Annotated in this window: 20 protein-coding genes; 11 read left to right on the forward strand and 9 right to left on the reverse strand. The window is 51.0% G+C overall.

Annotated features, from left to right (window positions below; all coding sequences use genetic code 11):
• Window positions 1–77 precede the first annotated feature (77 nt).
• The 5 genes from I4V53_RS12595 to I4V53_RS12615 all read right to left on the reverse strand — a co-directional run bounded on the left by I4V53_RS12595 (window position 78) and on the right by I4V53_RS12615 (window position 4,496).
• On the reverse strand, window positions 78–407 hold the full coding sequence (locus I4V53_RS12595) for a branched-chain amino acid transporter permease (RefSeq protein WP_195986044.1): 330 nt from the start codon (window positions 405–407) through the stop codon (window positions 78–80).
• The gene (locus tag I4V53_RS12600) at window positions 401–1,135 is read right to left on the reverse strand and encodes an AzlC family ABC transporter permease (RefSeq protein WP_353616524.1); all 735 of its coding nucleotides are present in this window, start codon (window positions 1,133–1,135) and stop codon (window positions 401–403) included. The genes I4V53_RS12595 and I4V53_RS12600 overlap by 7 nt, the downstream gene beginning before the upstream one ends.
• A 12-nt stretch (window positions 1,136–1,147) precedes the next feature.
• Entirely contained in the window at window positions 1,148–2,095 is a 948-nt protein-coding gene (locus I4V53_RS12605; RefSeq protein WP_195986045.1) for a DUF2207 domain-containing protein, read from the reverse strand.
• A gap of 25 nt (window positions 2,096–2,120) precedes the next feature.
• A complete protein-coding gene (locus tag I4V53_RS12610; RefSeq protein WP_195986046.1) occupies window positions 2,121–3,446 on the reverse strand; it encodes a lipopolysaccharide biosynthesis protein in 1,326 nt (441 codons plus the stop codon).
• Between the two features lie 462 nt (window positions 3,447–3,908).
• Window positions 3,909–4,496 carry an ECF transporter S component gene (locus tag I4V53_RS12615; RefSeq protein WP_195986047.1) on the reverse strand — a complete coding sequence of 196 codons (588 nt, stop codon included), beginning with the start codon at window positions 4,494–4,496 and terminating at the stop codon, window positions 3,909–3,911.
• Between the two features lie 148 nt (window positions 4,497–4,644).
• On the opposite strand from I4V53_RS12615, the gene pdxR reads away from it, so the two are divergent.
• Together pdxR and pepT are read left to right on the forward strand one after the other, a co-directional pair.
• Window positions 4,645–6,021 carry a MocR-like pyridoxine biosynthesis transcription factor PdxR gene (pdxR, locus tag I4V53_RS12620; RefSeq protein WP_195986048.1) on the forward strand — a complete coding sequence of 459 codons (1,377 nt, stop codon included), beginning with the start codon at window positions 4,645–4,647 and terminating at the stop codon, window positions 6,019–6,021.
• A 77-nt stretch (window positions 6,022–6,098) separates the two neighbouring features.
• Complete coding sequence (gene pepT / locus I4V53_RS12625; RefSeq protein WP_195986049.1) at window positions 6,099–7,316, forward strand: peptidase T; 1,218 nt, start codon at window positions 6,099–6,101, stop codon at window positions 7,314–7,316.
• A 223-nt stretch (window positions 7,317–7,539) separates the two neighbouring features.
• On the opposite strand, the gene I4V53_RS12630 is transcribed toward pepT, so the two are convergent.
• Complete coding sequence (locus I4V53_RS12630; RefSeq protein ID WP_195986050.1) at window positions 7,540–8,907, reverse strand: aldehyde dehydrogenase; 1,368 nt, start codon at window positions 8,905–8,907, stop codon at window positions 7,540–7,542.
• Between the two features lie 184 nt (window positions 8,908–9,091).
• Here I4V53_RS12630 and I4V53_RS12635 point away from each other — a divergent pair, with 184 nt between their 5' ends.
• From I4V53_RS12635 to I4V53_RS12655, 5 genes are all read left to right on the forward strand, one after another.
• Entirely contained in the window at window positions 9,092–9,451 is a 360-nt protein-coding gene (locus I4V53_RS12635; RefSeq protein ID WP_195986051.1) for a BlaI/MecI/CopY family transcriptional regulator, read from the forward strand.
• A 6-nt stretch (window positions 9,452–9,457) separates the two neighbouring features.
• On the forward strand, window positions 9,458–11,083 hold the full coding sequence (locus I4V53_RS12640; protein ID WP_195986052.1) for a M56 family metallopeptidase: 1,626 nt from the start codon (window positions 9,458–9,460) through the stop codon (window positions 11,081–11,083).
• A 14-nt stretch (window positions 11,084–11,097) separates the two neighbouring features.
• Window positions 11,098–12,492 carry a hypothetical protein gene (locus I4V53_RS12645; RefSeq protein WP_195986053.1) on the forward strand — a complete coding sequence of 465 codons (1,395 nt, stop codon included), beginning with the start codon at window positions 11,098–11,100 and terminating at the stop codon, window positions 12,490–12,492.
• 468 nt (window positions 12,493–12,960) lie between these two features.
• Entirely contained in the window at window positions 12,961–14,967 is a 2,007-nt protein-coding gene (locus tag I4V53_RS12650) for a cytidylate kinase family protein (protein WP_195986054.1), read from the forward strand.
• A 137-nt stretch (window positions 14,968–15,104) separates the two neighbouring features.
• A complete protein-coding gene (locus tag I4V53_RS12655; RefSeq protein WP_195986055.1) occupies window positions 15,105–15,287 on the forward strand; it encodes a hypothetical protein in 183 nt (60 codons plus the stop codon).
• A 147-nt stretch (window positions 15,288–15,434) separates the two neighbouring features.
• Here the strand turns inward: I4V53_RS12655 and I4V53_RS12660 are convergent, their stop codons facing one another.
• A complete protein-coding gene (locus I4V53_RS12660) occupies window positions 15,435–15,986 on the reverse strand; it encodes a ferritin-like domain-containing protein (RefSeq protein ID WP_195986056.1) in 552 nt (183 codons plus the stop codon).
• 160 nt (window positions 15,987–16,146) lie between these two features.
• Between I4V53_RS12660 and I4V53_RS12665 the strand changes: the two genes are divergently transcribed.
• Entirely contained in the window at window positions 16,147–16,350 is a 204-nt protein-coding gene (locus tag I4V53_RS12665; protein ID WP_195986057.1) for a hypothetical protein, read from the forward strand.
• A 52-nt stretch (window positions 16,351–16,402) separates the two neighbouring features.
• Here the strand turns inward: I4V53_RS12665 and I4V53_RS12670 are convergent, their stop codons facing one another.
• Both I4V53_RS12670 and I4V53_RS12675 read right to left on the reverse strand, forming a co-directional pair.
• Window positions 16,403–16,837 (reverse strand): RrF2 family transcriptional regulator, encoded by a 435-nt coding sequence (locus tag I4V53_RS12670; RefSeq protein ID WP_195986058.1) that lies wholly within the window; start codon window positions 16,835–16,837, stop codon window positions 16,403–16,405.
• Entirely contained in the window at window positions 16,834–17,274 is a 441-nt protein-coding gene (locus I4V53_RS12675) for an RrF2 family transcriptional regulator (protein WP_195986059.1), read from the reverse strand. The genes I4V53_RS12670 and I4V53_RS12675 overlap by 4 nt, the downstream gene beginning before the upstream one ends.
• A gap of 192 nt (window positions 17,275–17,466) precedes the next feature.
• Between I4V53_RS12675 and cysK the strand changes: the two genes are divergently transcribed.
• From cysK to I4V53_RS12690, 3 genes are all read left to right on the forward strand, one after another.
• Window positions 17,467–18,399 carry a cysteine synthase A gene (gene cysK / locus I4V53_RS12680; protein WP_195986060.1) on the forward strand — a complete coding sequence of 311 codons (933 nt, stop codon included), beginning with the start codon at window positions 17,467–17,469 and terminating at the stop codon, window positions 18,397–18,399.
• A 321-nt stretch (window positions 18,400–18,720) separates the two neighbouring features.
• A complete protein-coding gene (locus I4V53_RS12685) occupies window positions 18,721–19,347 on the forward strand; it encodes a cytidylate kinase-like family protein (RefSeq protein ID WP_195986061.1) in 627 nt (208 codons plus the stop codon).
• 123 nt (window positions 19,348–19,470) lie between these two features.
• Complete coding sequence (locus tag I4V53_RS12690) at window positions 19,471–20,832, forward strand: MATE family efflux transporter (protein ID WP_353616525.1); 1,362 nt, start codon at window positions 19,471–19,473, stop codon at window positions 20,830–20,832.
• Window positions 20,833–20,963 lie beyond the last annotated feature (131 nt).

Consider the following 20,963-nt stretch of genomic DNA (forward strand, 5'->3'; position numbering starts at 1 on the left):
CCGCAGAATTATCAGTTTTATTCCGAATCTTCTATAAATTTTAGAAGTTCTGTTATTTCCTTTTAGAATCCAGCTGATTAGAAAACAAACTGAATCAGAGCCATATAAAGAATCGTGCCGGCCCCGATGCTCAACAATGTATTTTTCTTCCAGACGTGCAGCGCCACCACTGCGGCAACTGCAATCAGCTCCGGCAATCCATATGGCCACGCCTGCACCGACACGCCTTTGAGACAATATACAACCAGCATTGCGACAATCGCATATGGCAAAACCCGGCCCAGGTACAGAACCCATGCGGGCTTCTCCGCTTTTCCAGGGAAAAGGGCAAACGGCAGCAACCTTGTCAAAAAGGTGACGGCCGCAATCACAACAATCACCAAAATAGTTTCCTGTGCGCTCAGCAAATCGGTTCCTCCTCTTCTCCGCAATCCAACCTCTTACGAAAGCCGATCAAAAACACTGTCATTCCAATCATCGACGGCAATATAAAATTGGATGGCCCAAAAAAGAGCAGGCACACAACAGAACATACCAATCCCGCGAGCGCGGGAATATGGCTTTTTGCCTCACGCCATTGATTGACAAAAATCACGACGAACAGAGCCGTCATTGCAAAGTCGATTCCCTGTGTGTTAAAGGTAAACGCCGCACCCAGCAATCCGCCGGCTATAGAACCGATCACCCAGTAAGCCTGATTGAATAAGGAAATAAAAAACAGAAACCAGTTGCGGTCCACGCCCTCCGGCGGCTGTGCGGAACACAGCAGAGAAAAAGTCTCATCCGTCAGGGAAAAAATCATGTACGGCTTCTTGCGCCCCATATCCTGGAACTTTTCCAGCATGGAAATCCCGTAAAAGATATGGCGTATGTTGACCATCAGCGTCATAAAAGCGACCTGTATCAATCGTACGCCGGGAACCAGCAGGCTGACCGCCACAAACTGCATGGACCCGGCATAAACCAGAAAGCTCATGAGCGCGGCCCAGCCGAACCCATACCCTTTGCTCTCCAGCAGGATGCCGAACGCCGCTCCCAAAAAGAGGTATCCTACCATTACGGGGACGGTACAGGGAAGCGCCGCGCGGCACGCCGCTTTCAGTACGCCTTTTTGTTTTGTTTCTCCCGCTCGCAACGCGGCCCCTCCTTACGCATGTTTCTTTTTACGATGGGAAAAGAAAATAATCAGAGCCGCGCCAACCAGCAGTACCGCCGGAACCGCGGTCTGGATGACCCGATCTTTCTTCGCTTCCCGCGCCGCGTTGGCCGGGTCTTTGTCCGGATCGTTCTCCTCTGTCAGAATTTCCCGGTAAGCGTCCCGGCCTGTTTTGTATTCCTCTGCCGCTGTGGGGAACAAATAGAGCGGAGCCGTCACGCGGATGGAAATCGGATGGTGCTCCGGGACCTCTTCAATCCGCATGCTCACCAGCTCCCCGCTTTCAACGATGATCTCCGGGTTTTCCTGGTCGTGCGTCCAGGCTTTGACCTCTTTGCGCTCCGCTCCGTACGGCAGGATCACATAGCCGGTAAAAAGCTTCGCGTCATAGGGAATATCGTTGCCAATCATTTCCCAATTGAACTCCATAATGTCATTGTGGAACTGCACAGCGCCTTTTACTGTGTAGAGAACTTTAATTGTTGTAGTGGCATTCCAATTTTCAAAATAAACGGACAGATCGTAGCCGGAACCTGTTTCCTCCATCATATACTCGCGCTCTTTGCGCACCACATCGTTAATGTCGTATTTACGTTCCAATGTCTGGCTACCCATTTTAACACTGATATTGGAAATTTCGTAGTTATCCGACTTTCTGATCGTGCGGTCAAACTGCGTCATCTTCTGATAATTTTTACAGGAAAACGTCCAGTACTCCGTGACGTTGACCGTGCCGTCCGGCAGAAGCTCCGCCTCCACCTTTTCCGATTGGCAGGTAAAGCCCTCGATGGCCCATTCCATTGCCATCTTCTGATTGTTCAATATCTTTTCGCCCAGCGCTTTGAGCTCATCTGAAACCTCTTCATCCTCGGCAAACGCAACCGCCGTACAGGACAGAGCTACAAGCAGCGCCAACAGCAGGGAAAGGATTTTTTTCATCTTTTCTCTCTCCTTTTAGCATTGGTTATTTTTTGAAAATCTGTGCAACCGTGCGGATTTCTTCTCCATTGGGAATCAGCAGCCGGTAAAACGGCGTTTTGGTAAACACACAGAAAATGATCATGGAAGTCAGTCCCTGCACCGTCAGAGAGACCGAGGTAGCCAGCGCAATGCCGTTGACGCCCATCAGGGGAATCAAATAGAGCACCAGCGCCAGGTTGACAATGATGCCGATGATCGTCGGCAGAATGTTCAGCTCCGGTTTGCCGTACGCGGCAATCGAGTTCGCCAATACCTTTGCGTAGCAGATAAAGATGGAACCGATGATCAGGTACCGCAGCGGCGCAATGGCGTCCACGTATTTTGGAAATACGATCGGCACGAATATCTGCGCGACAACGACCAGCAGCACCGCGCACACGATTGTAATGTAAGTGACCACCTTACAGGACATCAACGTCAGCCGGACCTTGTCCTCTTTTTCCCGCATCGCCGCAATGCGGCTCATGATGACCTGGCTGACCGCGTCCGGCAGCAGCCAAACCTGCTGCATCATGGTGACGGCGGCGTTGTAAATACCAAAGGTAGAAAGCGAATATACCGCGTTGACAATATAGGAACCCAAATAGGAATTAATATATGTCATCACATTGGAAACATGGGATTTCAGGCTGTAACGGAACATCGCGCTGGTCTGCACTGGCAGGTCGTCCTCCGGAGCGGGGGCCGGTTCCTTGCCATTCCAGCGGATGATGCTGTAGATGGCGAAAGCGATCATCAGAATCTGGATTCCGATCATGGATGTGACCAGCAGCCACGCACTGGGAAATACCAGCATGGAAAACATAAATGCCGTCAGCAAAATCTTTTGCAGCAGATTGATTGTATTAAACGATTTAAACTTATTTTCCCCGCGCAGAATCGCCAGGCAGACGTTCAGCAGAAAGGAAAACAATCCGTAAACAACCGCCGCCCAGCAATAAAACACCGTGCTGCCGGGAAAAAAGATTTCCTTCATAAACACGACGGCCGCCGCGCCCGCCGCCAAAATCAGCACAGACATTGCAACCGTCAGTTTACGTATGGACGAAACCGTATTTTTAATTTTAAACCGGGAAACAAAATAAATCATGGCGGCGTTGATGCTGAAGCCAAACAGAGTAAATAATCCGTTGCCGACCAACTGCACCTGATTGTACTGCCCCTTTACACTGGGGTCCAGAACGCCCAAAACAAAAAAGGCCGAGATGATGGAGAGCAGGGACCCAATTGCGTTTGTGCCAAAGGTGTTGATGCTGTCCCTTACAATATCACTGCGGACCTTTTTCGGCTTTTTTTCCGTGTCCTTCATTTTGCAAATGCTCCTATCCCGGGGCAATCCCCGCATAAGCTATTTAAAAACCATAAAATTTATTATACCATAAAACGGCGAAATCTCCATCACAACGGAACAATGTTCTCCCAGACGTTAAAATCTCTGATTTTGATCACGCCGTGCGATTATTCAATCCTATCTTTTACACAAAACAACTAGGAGCGCACCACCATTTTGCTGGTTTAATTCAATGTTCGCTCAGGCATCAAAATCTCCGATTTTGGTCACACCGTGCGGTTATTATTCCCTTAAGAGGCGCAGCCTCCATCACAACGGAACAATGTTCGCTCAGGCGTCAAAATCTCTGATTTTGGTTACGCCGTGCGGTTATTATAGCATCCCGGCGCAATGTTTCACAAGGGATTTTCTGGATTTCTTCTTCTTTTACGCAAAAACGCGCCCTACGGCGAACCGTAGAGCGCGTTTTTATCTTTCTTTTTAGCTGTGGCGCAACCTGCCTCCAACGGGAAGGTGCGCGCGGTCCAGCGCCTTCCGAATTGCGAAGAAGAACGGCACCGCAATTACATCGGCGATAATCGCATTGGTCAGCGTTGCGCCGAGCTTTGTCGTCATGGCAATCAACGCCGCCTCCGGTGCGGAACCCAACAAAATCAGCTTGAGCGCAGAGTAACCAAGATACAATACACAGTATACCAGCGAACCGCTGACCGCGCCGGTGATGACACGGGAAAGCTTCTGCGCGGTTTTGTCCCCGCCCCAGGCAATCAGGCCGCACACAAACGCCATCAAAAATTTAAACAGCAGCGTGGTGGGCGCACTGTCTGCCCAACCGCCGATCAGGTCAAAAATACAGGAACCGATTCCTGCAGCCAATCCGCCGTAAACCGGGCCGAGCAGCAAACCCGCCAGGATACAGAACACATTGGCAAAACCGATCATGGTTTTATCCGGACCCACCGGAATCTGCACCTTAAAAAACATGGTCGCCACCAGCACCAGCGCCGCCATCAGACCGGTCAACGCCAAGTTGACGGTGGTTCCGCGTTTGTTTCCATAAAAATTCATAAAGCAGTTCCCCCTCTGGAATGTTCTGGCAACCGCTGCAGCCGCTTGCGTTTGCCTTTCATTGTGTTATATAATACCTCTGAACTGTTCATTTAGAAATGCACAGTTTATAAAAATAATATCAGGACAGTTTAAAGGAGGCCACTCCATGACATACGATTATCTGACCTTGAACCCCAACTCCGGAACGCCGCTCTACCAGCAGCTGTATGCTTCCATCCGACAGTCAATTGAAAACGGACACTTTCCCAAAGGCGAAAAGCTGCCGTCCATTCGCAAGCTATCCGAGGACTTGCACCTAAGCCGCACCACAGTGGAGACGGCCTACCAACAGCTTTGTGTGGAAGGCTATGTCAAAACCCGTCCACAGAGCGGCTTTTTCGTCGCTACCGGAACGGTTTCCCTTCCGCGTACCACCGCCGGATCCGTCTTTTCGGTTGCCGCTCCCAGCGCGGCGCCGCAGTACCGCTATCAATTCGGCACAGACTCTGTAGACAGCAGCTGTACGGACATCAAAATCTGGCGGCGGCATATCCGCGACGTACTGAACCGGCAGGAGATTATCGCCTCCTACGGAGACCCGCAGGGAGAGCCGGCTCTGCGCGCCGCGCTCTCCGTCTACAGCTTCGGCGTACGCGGCGTAACGGCTAAACCGGAACAGATCGTCGTAGGCGCGGGTACGCAGCCGCTCTTATATTTGCTGTGCGGCCTGTTAAAAGAAAAGCGAGTCGCGATCGATGAGCGCGGATTCCCACAGGCGGAGCGCGTCTTTGCGGACTGCGGGTTTCAAGTCCTGCGTCTGCCGGCGGACGGAGATGGTATCCGCACGGACGCATTGGAGCAAAGCGGTGTGAAGGCGGTGCTGGTGCGCCCCTCCCACAGCGTCCAAAACGGCACCGCCATGCCGATGAGCCGCCGGTATGCATTGCTGGAATGGGCCAAAGCAAACAGCGCCGTCATCCTTGAAGACGATTATAACGGCGAGCTTCGCTATAATGCCCGCCCAATCCCCGCCATGCAGGGCATTGGGGACGGCGGAAATGTCATCTATCTCGGTTCCTTTTCCAAACTGCTGCTGCCCTCCGTCCGCATCGGCTACATGGCTCTCCCGCCCGCCTTTCTTGCAAATTATCAAAAATGTTCCAAAGACTATAACCAGACAGCTTCCAAAATTGAACAGCTGGCTTTGAGCGGCTACGTGAAAAGCGGCCAGCTGGAGCGGCATCTCCGCCGCCTGCGCAAACTCTATGCAGCCAAAAGTGAAACCCTGATCCGCGCCGTCAAACAGGCGTTTGGAAAAAAATGCAGGGTCTTTTTGCGGGAAACCGCCCTCTGCCTGGTCGTTTCTCTTCCTTGCCGGGCCTCCTCTGAAGCACTCTACCAAGCCGCGCAGCAAAGCGGTGTGCGCGTGCTGCCCGCCAAGGAGCCGGGCAGCGTCACGCTCGGCTTTGCGGGCATTCCTCTGGAGGAAATCCAACCGGCTGTGGAGCTCCTGAAAACCGCCTGGGCGCCTTTATTTTCATAAATCCTCCATTGTACTTTGCCTCAAATTGTCGTATCATGGAGAAAAGAATCTCTTTATTATGAAAGGATGTTGACATCATGAGAGCTTACGAACGGCTGTTAAAATACGTTGCCTATCATACCACCTCCGACGAAAACGCACCGGAGGACAAATGCCCCACCACGGACCGGCAAAGACTGCTGGGCCAGGCGCTGGCGGAAGAGCTGCGCGCCCTGGGGCTGACCAACGCGCATATGGACGATTACGGCTATGTCTACGGCACACTTCCGGCCAACTGTGAAACGGACCGACCCGTTCTGGGCCTGATCGCGCATATGGACACCGCTCCCGCCGCAAGCGGGGAAAATGTCCGGCCCCGCATTGTGGAGCAATACGACGGCGGCGAGATCATCTTGAATGCGGAAAAGAACGTCGTCATGCGGCCAAAGGAATTCCCCAGCCTGCTCGACTACAAGGGTCAGGACCTGATTGTCACAGACGGCACAACGCTGCTGGGCGGCGATGACAAAGCGGGCATCGCAGAAATATTCACCGCTCTGGAACGTCTGATCCAGGAAAATATTCCGCACGGAACCATCAAGGTTGGTATTACACCGGACGAGGAAACCGGGCGTGGAGCAGACCACTTTGACGTCAGGGGATTCGGCGCGGACTATGCCTATACGGTAGACGGCGGCAAACTGGGAGAGATCGAGTATGAAAATTTCAACGCGGCGGATGCAAAGGTCACCGTCAACGGCGTCAGCGTGCATCCCGGCGATTCCAAACTGAAGATGAAAAACGCCATCCTGATGGCGATGGAATTCCACTCCATGCTCCCGGTCTTTGAAAACCCAGCGTTTACAGAGGGATACGAAGGCTTCAGCCATTTGGAAGGCATTCAGGGGCATGAAGAGCAGACCTGTCTGCATTACATCATCCGCGATCATGACCGCGAAAAATTCGAGCTGAAAAAAGCCCGCTTCCAGAAGATCGCCGATTACCTGAACGAAAAATACGACGCCGGTACCATCGTCCTGAAAATGGTGGACTCGTATTACAACATGAAGGAACAAATCGAGCCGCATATCTTCCTGATTCGGGACGCGGAACGGGCGATGCGCGAGGCAGGGGTGGAACCGCTGGTCATCCCTATCCGCGGCGGCACAGACGGCGCACGCCTGTCCTATATGGGCCTGCCCTGCCCCAACCTCTCCACGGGCGGGCACAATTTCCACGGGCGGTTTGAGTATATTCCTGTACAGAGCATGGACCGTATGGTGGACGTGCTTCTCAATCTTGTGCGGGTAAAATAAGCGCTTTTGCAGCCGTATCCTGCGGGATGCGGCTCTCTTTTTGCGCCATTCTGCAATTCCAATAGAAAGCTTGTGCAATCCCTTCAGGTCTTACGTTTTTATTAAATACACGTTTTCCAAGGAATATATTATAATCTGCCAATTACAAAAAACAGGCTTATTCCTCCCGCCTTCCGCGAGAAGAATAAGCCTGAATTCTTGTGTAAGAAAATATTTTGATTTTTTATCGAAGCAACAGGCGCACAAGTTTCTTTTTGTACGGCTCAGCCGGGAAGTACCGCACCGGAACCTCCAGACGGCTCGGACGCTTTAAAACGCTTTTATAGTGGCTGAATGCGTCAAAACTGTATTTGCCGTGATAAGCGCCCATACCGCTGTTCCCCACACCGCCAAAGCTCAGGTACGGCGAGGCCAGATGCACTACCGTATCGTTGACGCAGCCCCCGCCAAAGGAAACCTCCCGCATGACGCGGCACTCGGCGGATCGATCCGTTGTGAACAGGTACAACGCCAGCGGCTTTTCCCGCCCCTGTACAAACCGGATCGCTTCCTCCAGGTTGGTATAGGTCAGGACAGGCAGGATCGGCCCAAAGATTTCCTCCTGCATTACAGGCGATTCCGGAGAAACCGATCCCAACAGCGTGGGCGCAATGCGGTCCACCCCGTTGTCTTCGCCGCCGGCCAGGATCGTTTGCTTCTCCAAAAGCCCTTTCAAACGTTGAAAATGCTTCTCATTGATGATTTTAGGGTAATCCGGATTTTCCAGCGGTACAGGTCCGTAAAACAGACGGATAAACTGTTTCATGTAGGCCACCAGCTGATTTTTCACATCGCGGTGTACCAGCAGGTAGTCCGGCGCAACGCAGGTCTGCCCCGCATTGAGAAACTTTCCAAACACAATGCGCTTTGCCGCCATTTTAATGTTGGCGGTTTGATCCACAAGACAAGGGCTTTTTCCTCCCAGCTCCAGCGTGACCGGCGTCAAATACTTCGCCGCGCGTTCCATCACCAGGCGGCCGACCGTCACGCCGCCGGTAAAAAAGATTTTATCAAACCGTTGATCCAACAGCGCTTCGTTTTCTTCCCGTCCGCCCTGCACAACCGCCACATAGCTTTGTGGAAAGCAGGCCCGGAGCAATATCTCCAGCACCTTCGCCGTATGAGGCGCATAGGCGGAAGGTTTGAGCACTACGGTATTTCCCGCAGCGATCGCACCGATCAATGGCTCCATGCTGAGCAGGAACGGATAGTTCCATGGCGCCATCACCAGCGCCACACCGTATGGCTCCGGAAAGCGAACGCTTTTTGCCGGCATCTGCGCCAGCGGCGTGGGAACCGGCTGCATTTTGGCCCATTTTTCCAAATGCGCCATCGCATAACGAAGTTCGCTGAGAACAAGCCCCACCTCCGTCATATAGCTTTCAAAATCGGATTTATTCAGGTCCGCACGCAGTGCGCGGCAAATCTGCCGTTCCCGTGCTGCGATTTCATTGTACAGTTTATTGAGCGCTACCAGGCGAAACGCAACCTGCCTGGTTCTTCCTTCTTCAAAAAAAGCGCGCTGGCAGCTGACCAGCCCCCGTACCTCCATTTTCATACCTCCCTGCCCGTCCGTTTTCTCATATTATAAAAGCTGAATTTTGCGGGCGCAAGCAAATTTTGTAGGATGCAAAAATATTCTGTATCATTTTATGAAAACCGCTTGACATTCATGTTCTATTACAGTAGAATGCATATAGATTCTATTACAATAGAACAGAAAGGACGGAGCAACTATGGAAGTAAAATTATTCGACTCAGAGCGCCGCATTATGGAGTGCCTGTGGGACGCCGGCGATCTCCCCGCAAAAGAGCTGGCCGCCCGTTTGGGCGCACAGGTCGGGTGGAGCAAAACGACTACATATACCGTCATCAAAAAGTGTATCGATAAAAACGCCGTGCAGCGAACCGACCCTGGCTTTCTCTGCCATGCGCTGGTCAGCCGGGAGGACGTCCGCGAACAGGAAACCAACGAGCTGATCCAGCGCAACTACGGCGGTTCCGCCGATCTGCTGGTGGCTTCGCTGCTGGGGCGCAAAAAGCTTTCCTCCAATGAAATTTCCAACTTAAAAAAATTGATTGAGGAATTGGAGTGATGGAACATGCTGTCTCTTCTGGAAATGAGCGTTTACGGCGGCATTTTTATCGTGGCAATCGTCATTCTGCGGGCGCTGGCAATTCATCATCTGCCCAAGGCCGCCTTTCTGGTATTGTGGGCTGCCGCGCTCTGCCGTCTGCTGCTTCCATTTGATTTTCCCTCTCCCGCCAGTATCTATCGCACAGTAGAACCCATCGGCGACATCGTGCGCCGTCCCGGCGTCCTGCAGGGCAATACTGCCCTTGCTGCGGAAGCCCCTGCCGGCATTCTTCCCCTGTCAATTCTCTGGTTCGCCCTGTCCGTATTGTTCGCGGGTTTCTTTATCTTCTCCCACCTGCGTTCCCGCCGCGAGTACAGGGCGTCCCTGCCGCTGGAACATCCCTATGTCAAAAGCTGGCTGGAGGCGCATCGCCTGCGCCGTCCGGTACAGGTCCGTTACTCCGATCAGATTGAAACGCCCCTCACGTATGGGATCCTCTGGCCCGTTATCCTTCTGCCAAAATCGCTGGACTGGTCCGACGAAGTACAACTCTCGTATATATTGGCACACGAAATGGCCCATATCCGCCGGTTTGACGCGCTGAGCAAGTGGCTGCTGGCCGCCGCTTTATGCATTCACTGGTTTAACCCGCTGGTTTGGGTGATGTATGTGCTGGCCAACCGGGACCTGGAGCTTTCCTGCGACGCATCTGTCGTCCGTCAGCACGGCATGCAGTCCCGCGCGCCGTACGCGCTCACTTTAGTCGATCTGGAGGAACACCGTTCGCATTTTGCTCCCCTTTCCAGCAGCTTCAGTAAAAATGCGATGAAGGAACGGATCACCGCCATCATGAAGTCCCGGAAAACGTCCGTCATCAGCATCTCGGCGGCTTCTGTCCTGATTGTCGTGGTGGTCGGCGTCTTCGCCACCTCCGCGCCTTCCCTGAAGCATAAACCGCCTGTTGTTCCCTACATCCCCGCCGCGAATACGGCAAACACTCTGGAACAGGCGCAGAACCGGGTCGACGCCGCAGACTGGGAACAAAATTCCACCTATACACAGGAGCAATACGACCTGCTGCTTCACAACTTAAAATTTGACGGTTACGAAAACATGTCCATTTCCGAGTTTAATCGCAAAATCAACGCCGCGTTTATACAGGATGAGGATTGGAGTAAACAAGGCATCAACTATGCCTATGAAATAGTTTTAAGAGATCTGCCCGATACAGACCCAAACGCATCGTTTTTACGCAACACAGTCCAGGCCTCCTATCGGGAGTACAACACCCGTTTGAACGAGGTCCGTTCCGGAATGCCGGAAGACCCCAGCTTTTCCGGTGCCGCCAGATACGTCCGCAACGAGGATGTTTTTGGAGATACAATTCCCGTTCACTATGTGAACGCGGAATATGAATTTACCTATCGTATCCTGGACCAGGACAAGCTGACGGTCGCGGCGCGCGATCAGTTTTTGCAGGATGTGATGCAGGGCGCACAGCAGGTGATCACCGACCGGGCGCAGGAATTTTTTACCACCGCCAATGCGGAAGAACTCTTCCGCACAGCGCTGCGGGAAATCGGAAAGACCGCTTCCACGGATCATATTTCATTTACCGGATGCAAAATTTATTATCTGGAAACCGACTAAAAGGGGATTTTATTATGATGCATAAAACCTGGTCAACGGCCTCTGTTTCCATCTTAGCGCTTGGCATCGCCATCGTCTGCTCCGCCTGTACCACCCATGCACCGGAACCTGTTCCCACCCACGTGGACAGGCCCGGCATGTACAGCCGGTTTCACTTTTCCAACAGGGACTCCCAATATACCAAGGCCGACTACGACCTGGCGCTGTCCTTCCGGTCGGAGAACTACAAAGAACTGACAGTGGACGCGTTTAACCGAAGCGTCCTGGACTGGGAAACCGAGGACGCGTTTCACAAAACAGAGGACTCTTTACAGCGCCTCTTCTGGACGCTGCCGGAGGAAGACCCCAATGCCGATTTTATTTTCACTACGCTTTCCTATACCAGGGAAGAATGCCGTACAAAGCACTATAACCTCTGCAAGCGTGAGCGCAATCCCACTTACAGCGGCTCCGCCAAGCGTGAAACGTTTGGCGATATTTTCGGCGATTCGGTTGTATTGACAAGCGGATACGTGGATTTCTGGTTTGATTACACCATTCCCGACACTACGGCGCTGACCGTCGCCCAGAGGGACGACGCCCTGCAAAGTGTCGACACGGAGATGCAGAAATTTCTGGACAGCCAGACAGAAAAAGCGTTAAAGGATGAAAAATCCATGGAAAAAGCTCTGCTCTCTGAACTGAAGCAGATTCTGGGAAAGCTGGACGACGGACTGACATATGCCGGCGAGTGCGACGTAAGCTATGATTGGGATTCAAACATGGAGAAAGAAGACAGGAATAAAAACACGATTTCTGAATCATCCACCGATACCTACACCAAAGAGCAATACGATCTCGCGCTCCGTTCTCTGCAATTTCCTGATTATGAAAATATGTCAATTGCAGAATTTGACCGGAAAATCAACGCCGCTTTTATGAATGACGAAGAAGAAGACAACGCAAAAAGTTTGAATTTTGCCTATGAAATGGTCACCTACCATTTGCCGGACACCGATCCGAACCGGATGTTTTTCCATCTGACAGTTCCTTCCTCACTGGAGGAATACTATGCAAAAACCCGGGAGGTTTTCTCCGGCAAACCGGCAGACCCGGAATTTTCCGGGCACAGCAGCAGCTACAAGGAAGAGGATGTCTTTGGAGACCGGGTCCAGACCGACTGCGCAGAGGCCGATTATTCCTTCACTTACCGGATTTTGGAGCCAGACCAGCTCACCGTGCGAGAGCGGGATCAGTTCCTGACCGCTGTTGAAAAGGGCGCACAGGAATTCTTGAAAAACAAGCTGGATAGCGGCAGCATAACGGAAGCAGATTTTAAGGCCGGGCTGGAAGCGGCGGGCAAAGCCGCAAGCAACGCGCGGATCACATTCACCGGCTGCGAAATTTACGGTTTTGATTCTTATCGCTGATAAAAAACAGCTATATTTTCCCGGTCCCTGAGGTTTTCCGGTTCACCTGGAAACTGGTGATTTTCTTAATGCAACAAAAATGCCAAGAGGGAGCAAACCCTTTCCAGCTGGAAAAGCCCATGCACGCAGCATCCTGATACAAATTGCCGTACCTGTAACGAACAAAATGGCGCCCAAATGAACACAAGGACATGTGCGCAGTAATATCAAATTTTGACACAAATGGGTTGTTTGATATTTGTGCAGACAGCTCACGTGAAAGAAAACTTATTACTCTATCTTTGCTTCAGACAGGGAAGGTATACTTGACTTTTTCAAGAAAAATATGTTATCATAATTATGTTGGACAGCGTAGTGCGTAGAATTCCGAACGGATTCTACGCACTATTTTTTTGCCCATCGTAGTTTTTAGGCAGCTTTTCTCTGATAAAGACTCCAAATCATGTATTCATAATTAGGAGGAAAATCATGGAACAAACAGAGCAAAATCAGATACTTGGTGAGGAGAAAATATCAAAACTTCTGGTAAAATTTTCAATTCCCTGTATCCTTTCACTGCTTATCAGCGCGCTCTACAACATCGTTGATCAAATTTTTGTCGGCAACAGTCCCTTAGGGTATCTTGGTAATGCGGCCACAGGCATTGTCTTTCCCATTTTAATCATCGCACAGGCCTTTGCATGGTGTATCGGCGACGGCAGCGCAGCCTATCTCAGCATTTGTCAAGGAAAAAAGGATGCCCAAAACGCACATCGCTGTATTGGCACCGGCATTACTCTTACGCTGATCCTCAGCATCATCATGCTGGCGCTCTGCGCAGTGTGGAAGGAACCGCTGCTCCGGCTGTTTGGCGCTTCCGACCAGACGATTGGAATGGCAGCAGAATATTTCACCATTGTACTAGGCTTTTTTCCTGCCTTTATGCTGATGAACATGATGAATGCCGTTATCCGCGCAGATGGAAGTCCGGCGGTTTCCATGGCGTCCATGTCGCTTGGAGCCATTCTGAATATCATTCTCGATCCGATATTTATATTTGCCCTGAACTGGGGCATTGCCGGCGCGGCATGGGCAACGGTCATTGGGCAAACGGTTTCTTTTCTAGTCAGTACGCTGTACTTTTTCAGAACAAAGAGCTTTCGTTTGACAAAAGAAAGTTTTATTCCGCATTTTAAAATTTTCAGCAATGCCTTGAAACTGGGTGCGTCTTCCTTTATCACACAGATGTCCATCGTCGTCATTTCTCTGGTCTGTAACATCATGCTTGCCAAATACGGCGCTTTATCAATTTACGGACAGGATATCCCCATCTCTGTCATCAGCATTGAAACAAAGGTGTTTACCATCGTTATCAACATTGTTGTTGGTATCGTCCTTGGCGGACAGCCGATTTTGGGATATAACTACGGCGCTAAAAAATACCATCGCGTCAGGGAAACCTACCGTACAATCCTGATTGCAACGCTTGTCGTCGGCCTTTTATCAACTTTGGTCTTCGAGCTTTGTCCGCAGGTCATCATCCATATTTTTGGCTCTGGAAACGATGCGCTCTACCTGGAATATGCACAGCGCACCTTCCGCATTTTCCTGTCCTTCGTCACTTTTACCTGTATAATCAAAATGTCTTCTATTTTCTTTCAGGCCGTGGGCAAACCGCTCATGGCGGTTATTGCGTCTTTGACACGCGATATCATCTGCTTTGTGCCGCTTGTGATATTGATTCCGGCTATGGCTGAAAGAAATCAAGCCGGCAGCGGGATCAATGGAATTCTGTTTGCCGCGCCTGCCGCAGACGTAATCGGTATGATTGTCGCCGTGTGCCTGACCATACACTATTTCAGAACAATGGAATCCGGGAAGAGTGCCGAATCTGTCCCGAAACATGTGGTCATTCGTCCATCACATAAGGGAGCCATTGTCACAATAGCTCGGGAGCATGGCTCCTGCGGCAAGCAAATCGCCCGGCGCGTGGCAGAACAGATGGGTGTCGCCTGTTACGATAAGGAGATGACCGCGCTGGCCGCCCAGGAAAGCGGCCTGGACCGGCGCTTTGTATCGGGCGTTAACGAAGATTCTCAAGAGCTTCTGCACTCCTTGTATCTCAGCACAACTGTCGTACAACAGGCAATTGTTGCACAGGAGCAGATTATCTGTAAAATAGCCGACAGCGGTTCCTGCGTCATTGTAGGCCGTGCCGCCGATTATGTGTTAAGCGATTACCCGGATGTAGTCCGCGTGTTCATCTATGCGCCCAAAGAATACCGCATTAAAAAGGTAATGGAAATGTACGGCGATACAGAAGAAGCAGGCCGGAAAAGTATTGCACGCTCCGATGCAGCGCGCGCCGCATACTATAACAGCATTTCCGGCGGAGAATGGGGGCATCCGCATGGTTATCATCTCTGTATCGACAGCTCGTGCGGCGTGGACGCTGCCGCCAGCATAATTTGCGATTATATCAAACTGTGTGGCTGATTTATTACCGCCTTTTCGGAATCAGGTCGAAAATCCGGCGATTTTCTTAATGTAATAAAAAATACAAAAAAATACATCAGCAATTTCCTCCGGTATTTTTGCGCGATTTGTCAAAACTAATTCCGGAGGTGATTGATATGCCAAACAACCAAACGCACAATGCACCGTTGCAAGAAAACGAAAAGATGCAGAAATTCTTCTCCTGCCAGCCATATTTTGTACAGGAAAGCATCATGCAGACCGGCGTCGGCGCAAGTTCTGAGACCGAACTGCACCAGTGCGCAGAGAATCTGACGAAGAAAAATCACAATCAGGAATAAAAGCAGTTGTGTTTCCCAGCTTCTGCGTGCTTTTCAGATAAACTGGCCCAAAAAGGGTCTGTCGCATTCAGAAGTGGAAAATTTGGGGATTGTTTTAATGTAATAAAATACCGCGGAACGGCCTTTGCCGTTCCGCGGTATTTTGTGTCACCTAATACATTCATCCAGAAAGCTGCGAAAAATCTGTACGTGCACCTGTTCATCCAGAACAATGCGGCGCAAAATCGCTGAGATATTCGAGTCCTGAATCATGGAGGCCTGACGCAGATACTTGGCGATTGTGTCCTGCTCCGCAAGTAAATTGCGCTGCATCAGGTGAAAAAAGTTTTTATGATTGGAAACATAACCGCCGTTCCAAACCTGCTTTCTCTGCCGGAACTGTACCGCATAGGTTGGATCGCCGCCCAGCTCCCGCACCAGATTTCCAAAGATGTCCAGATGGTGCATTTCCACTTTGGCGATTGCATGCATTGTTTTTGCAGCGTCCGGACGCTGCGATTCCAGAATCCAGCTGTCGTACAGATATTGACAGACCGCCGTCATTTCACTTGCCGACGCAACCAGATTCCCGTGCATCAAGCCTGCGTACAGCTTATTTTTTCCCTCCACCTTAATTGGCGGATACGGTTCCGGCGACTGAAAGGTTGGGCCAGTATCTATGTTAGCGTTGGGTTCTTTTTTATTTACAGAACGATCCACAGTAAATCCCCCATTTGCGAATTACTTCATCAATACATATGCGTCCCGCGGCTCCGTTATGCCCCGCAGATTTTTTCTGGCCCTTCAAGACGCGTTTTAACGACAGCCACCGTATGTATGTTTTGATCGTGTTCGCTAACACTAATCCGGGGTGATTATAATGGATGAAACACCGCTTGGCTTCGGCATGGCCATGATCCAATGTCCGGAAGCCATGCAATACTTTGAACAGGACCGCAGCATCGACCGGGAATGGGAGAGCCAGCCGAATCCTGAACTGCGGGAGTACCGCCATACTTTGGAAAACGAAATGGAACAGGAGTTTGTCTTCCCGTTTGGAGATGAACCGCAGCGGTATGTATAGCGAGATACAAAAACGGAACCTCATCCCAACGGGATCGGTTCCGTTTATCTCTTTATAAATAGGCGCTGTCCGTAGACCGGTGTTTCAGGTCGATGCGCGCCACCATGTCCGCCAATGTTGTGCTGCACAACGCCTCTTCGATCGCCGTGTCGATGGCGTTCCAGACATGTTCTCGCAAAAAGCGCCGCAGATCCGTTTCTTCTCCTTCCTGTTCCTCCCCTACGGAAAGCGACCCTTCCAGAGTCTCTAAAATGCGCTGCAGTGTAATCTGTTCCGGCGGAACCGCCAAAATGTACCCGCCCTGCGCACCCGCCATGCCGGAAACAATTTCGGCGCGTTTCAAAACGGCAAAAATGCTTTCCAGATAGTTCAGGGATAAATCCTGCCGCTCAGAAATGCCGCCCAGGGATACGCGGCCTTCCCCCATATGCATTGCCAAGTCAATAATGGCACGCAGCCCATAGCGCCCTCTGGTAGATATCTTCATTGGCTGTCTCCCCCTCTCTGTTCCTCATACCATTCCTGTTGAAGCTGCTCCAAGGTAATGCGGTCCGCCGTCCTTGCAATGGCGTTGGACAGCTCCACCCACACCTGCCGGCTGACACAGGAATAGCGCACCCTGCTTTTGCAGGCGGAAAGGGATTCCACACATTTTACCGGCACCAGACTGCCCTCCACCGCACGGATCACCTGCCCCACTGAAATGTCCGCCAGCGGCCGGTTAAATACAAACCCGCCCCTAGCGCCGCGCTTTGTTCGCACAATCCCCGCCTGTTTGAGCTTAAAAAAAATCTGCTCTAAATAGGCGGCGGACAAATTGGTTTCCTTTGCTATTTCCTTTATATTTACTGCATCCTCGCGGCCTGCAACTGCCATATAGAACAGCCCCTCCAGCGCGTAGCGGCTTTTTGTAGAAAGTTTCATTTCGTCCTCCGATCTAAACCAAATAGCTTTATCATAATGATACTATGAGTTTTTTTCAGATGCAATACAAAAGTTAAGTTTTCCTATTGACTTTGTATGAAATAGGGCCTATAATAAAGGCACGAACTAAATATTACTATTTTACTAGGAATTAGATTTCCGATACATTTTGAGAAACGGAGCGATGCAACGATGAAAATGGCAAAGAAATTGACGGACCTGATTGGCAATACCCCGCTGCTGGAGTTATCCAACTATGAAGCGCAGAATGGCCTGGAGGCAACCGTGGCGGCAAAGCTGGAATATTTTAATCCGCTTTCCTCCGTCAAGGACCGTGTGGGATTCGCACTGATCCAGGATGCGGAAGAACGTGGGCTGATCAACAAGGATACCACCATCATTGAACCAACCAGCGGCAATACCGGCGTCGGCCTTGCCTTTGTCGCTGCATCGCGCGGCTATCGTCTGATTTTGACCATGCCGGAAACCATGAGCCTGGAGCGCCGCCGCCTCGTCTCCGCCCTGGGTGCGGAACTGATTCTGACGGAGGGCGCCAAGGGTATGAAAGGCGCAATTGCCAAGGCGGAGGAACTCGCAAAAGAAATTCCGGATTCCTTTATTCCCGGCCAGTTTGTCAACCCGGCCAACCCGGCCATGCACCGTAAAACCACCGCACAGGAAATCTGGAACGACACCGACGGCAAAGTGGATATTTTTGTCGCGGGTATCGGCACCGGCGGTACGATCACCGGCGTCGGCGAGGGGCTTAAGGCACACAATCCGGATGTAAAGATTGTGGCTGTAGAACCCACGGATTCCCCCGTCATTTCTCAGGGAAAGGCCGGACCGCATAAGATTCAGGGCATCGGCGCGGGATTTGTCCCGGATATTCTGAATACCGATATTCTGGATGAAATCGTAACCGTCAGCAACGAAGCCGCCTTTACCACAACGAAAACCCTTGCCAAAACCGAGGGCCTGCTGGTAGGCATCTCCGCAGGCGCAGCGGTCTATGCAGCGACCCAGCTGGCAAAGCGGCCAGAAAATAAAGGGAAACTGATTGTGGTTCTGTTGCCAGACACTGGCGAGCGCTATCTTTCCACCGGCGTCTTTGACGCGGAATAACGAACGCTTATATACACATTTGATATATTTCTTTTAAAAATTCCCCGGTCAATGGCCGGGGAATTTTTATTACATCAAGAAAATCAACAAATTTTCCACCTGTAAACGTAACAACAATCCGTTTCTGCCAGGTCAACCGGAAAACTCCGAAAAAGCCGGTAAAACACAGCTATTTTTATCAGGAACAGGTTTGACAAACAGGATATTGGGATGTAAAATCATATGGAATCTGTTTTTCATTTTTTTGTTGATTTTTAAGAGGTTTTTTCTGTACATTACGGAAAGAACCTCATCTTCTATGACAAAGTGAGGAGTGTAAGCATGAGTCACACAATTATTACCATTGCCCGCCAGTATGGAAGCGGCGGCAGAGAAATCGGCGAGAAGGTCGCTAAAAAAATGGGGATTCCTTTTTATGACAAGGACCTGATCGCCATGGCGGCAAAGCAGAGCGGCATGAGCGAAGAGGTTTTTGAACGGGCGGACGAAAAAGCAGCCAACAGCCTGCTGTACTCCCTGATGATGGGCAATTATTCCCTCGGCGGCCATATTTCCACCGTCAATGAAATGCCAATCAACGACAAACTTTTCCTGATCCAGACCAATATCATTCGTGAAGTGGCAGAAAAAGGCCCGTGTGTGATTGTAGGCCGCTGTGCGGATTACATCCTTCGCGAACACAAAGCCTGTATGCATGTTTTTGTCTACGCAGATAAATTTTCCCGCATGGAGCGCATTATCAACAAATATGACGTGGATCCGGCCAAAGCGGCGGATACTCTCGTCAAACAGGATAAACAAAGGGCAAATTATTATAATTTTTACTCCAATCAGAAGTGGGGCAGCAAGGATAACTATCACTTGATGGTGGATTCTTCCGCTTTCGGCATCGAGAATTCTGTCGATTTAATTTGCAGCGCCGTCGAAATGAAAGAAAACGTCCGATAAGCACTGTCCAACTGCATCTTCTGCCGGCCCTTTCAAACGTACTCCCGGTATCATTCCCTATGAGGAATGACGTCGGCGTGCGTTTTTGGAAAGGGCCTATTTTTTGGATAAAGGAGCATTTTTGTGAAACAGAGAACCGCCGGCATTACAGACATGACGTCCGGCAATCCCTACCGGCTTATTTTGCTTTTCACCGCGCCGCTGCTGCTCGGCAACGTGTTTCAGCAACTCTATAACATGGTGGACAGCATGGTGGTGGGCAATTTCATTGGAGAGCAGGCGCTGGCCGCCGTTGGGACCGGGTTCCCCATCATCTTTATGCTCAGTTCTCTCTTTATGGGTCTGAGCGTCGGCGCCACGATCATGATTTCCCAATACTACGGCGCAAAAGATATGGAAAACGTGCGCGGTACCGTTAACACAATCTACACCGCCACCATGGTGGGCATCATTCCTTTGACCGTCATCGGTATTCTGAGCAGCGAACCTCTCTTACGGCTGATGAACGTTCCGGACGACGGCACGCTTGAAATGGCCAAAATCTATATGCTGGTGATTTTCATCGGTATGATCGGCAATCTGGGCTTCAATATCAACGCCGGCATCTTACAGGGCTTTGGAGACAGCCGCACTTCCCTGCTGTTTCTTGCCGTGGCCGCCATTATCAACATCGTACTGGATCTGGTCTTCACCTTTTGCGGCATGGGCGTGTTCGGCGTGGCGCTTGCGACGATCACTGCACAGGTTGCCTCGTGGCTGTTCGGCGTATATTTTATCAACAAGCACTACACCTTTCTGCACATCAGCCTGTTTAAATTCCAGTTTAACCGTTCGCTGTTTAACAAAGCCATCCGGCTGGGCGTGCCGTCCGGCATTCAGCAGGCGCTGTTTTCCGTCGGCATCATGGCGATGCAGGCGCTGGTCAACAGCTATGGGTCCTCTTTCATTGCAGGCTTTAACGGCTCCAATAAAATAGATACCTTTGTATTCCTGCCCATCCAGAGTATTTCCAGCGCCGTTACCACGTATGTGGGACAGAACGTCGGCGCCGCCCGGCTGGACCGCGTCAAGCGAGGCACCAAGGCCGGCCTGGTGCTCGGCGTCTGCGGCAGTTTATTGATCAGCGGGCTGGTCTATCCGCTCAGCGCGCTGCTGATGCGGATGTTCAGCCAAAGCCCGGACGTGATTTCCGCGGGCGTGAGTTACCTGCATTCTCTGCTGCCGTTCTATTTTCTGTGTGCGGTTCTATTTATCCTCAGCGCCGTGCTGCGCGGGGCCGGCTCCATGGTGGTGCCGATGGCCGCCAGCCTGATTTCTCTCTGGATCGCCCGTATTCCCATCGCCTATTGGATCGCCGGCCAATTTGGAAAAGATTTTATTTATTACTCCTATCCGGTCAGCTGGGCGCTCGGCGTTGCGATCGTATTGATCTATTACCTGCAGGGCGGTTGGAAAAAGAGAAGTATTATTACGCCCAAAACGTAACCATAAAGCGGCAGTACATAAAAATGTTAAAAACAAATGATTCCCCCCGCCTCATGAACTGCCCTAGGTTGTGCGGACAGTACAAAAAAGAGCCCTGGTAGGAAATATTGAGTTTTAGGTGGAGAGGCGGC

Origin of the sequence: Clostridium sp. D33t1_170424_F3, assembly GCF_015667585.1 — a bacterium.
Classification (GTDB): Bacteria; Bacillota; Clostridia; order Oscillospirales; family Acutalibacteraceae; genus Anaeromassilibacillus.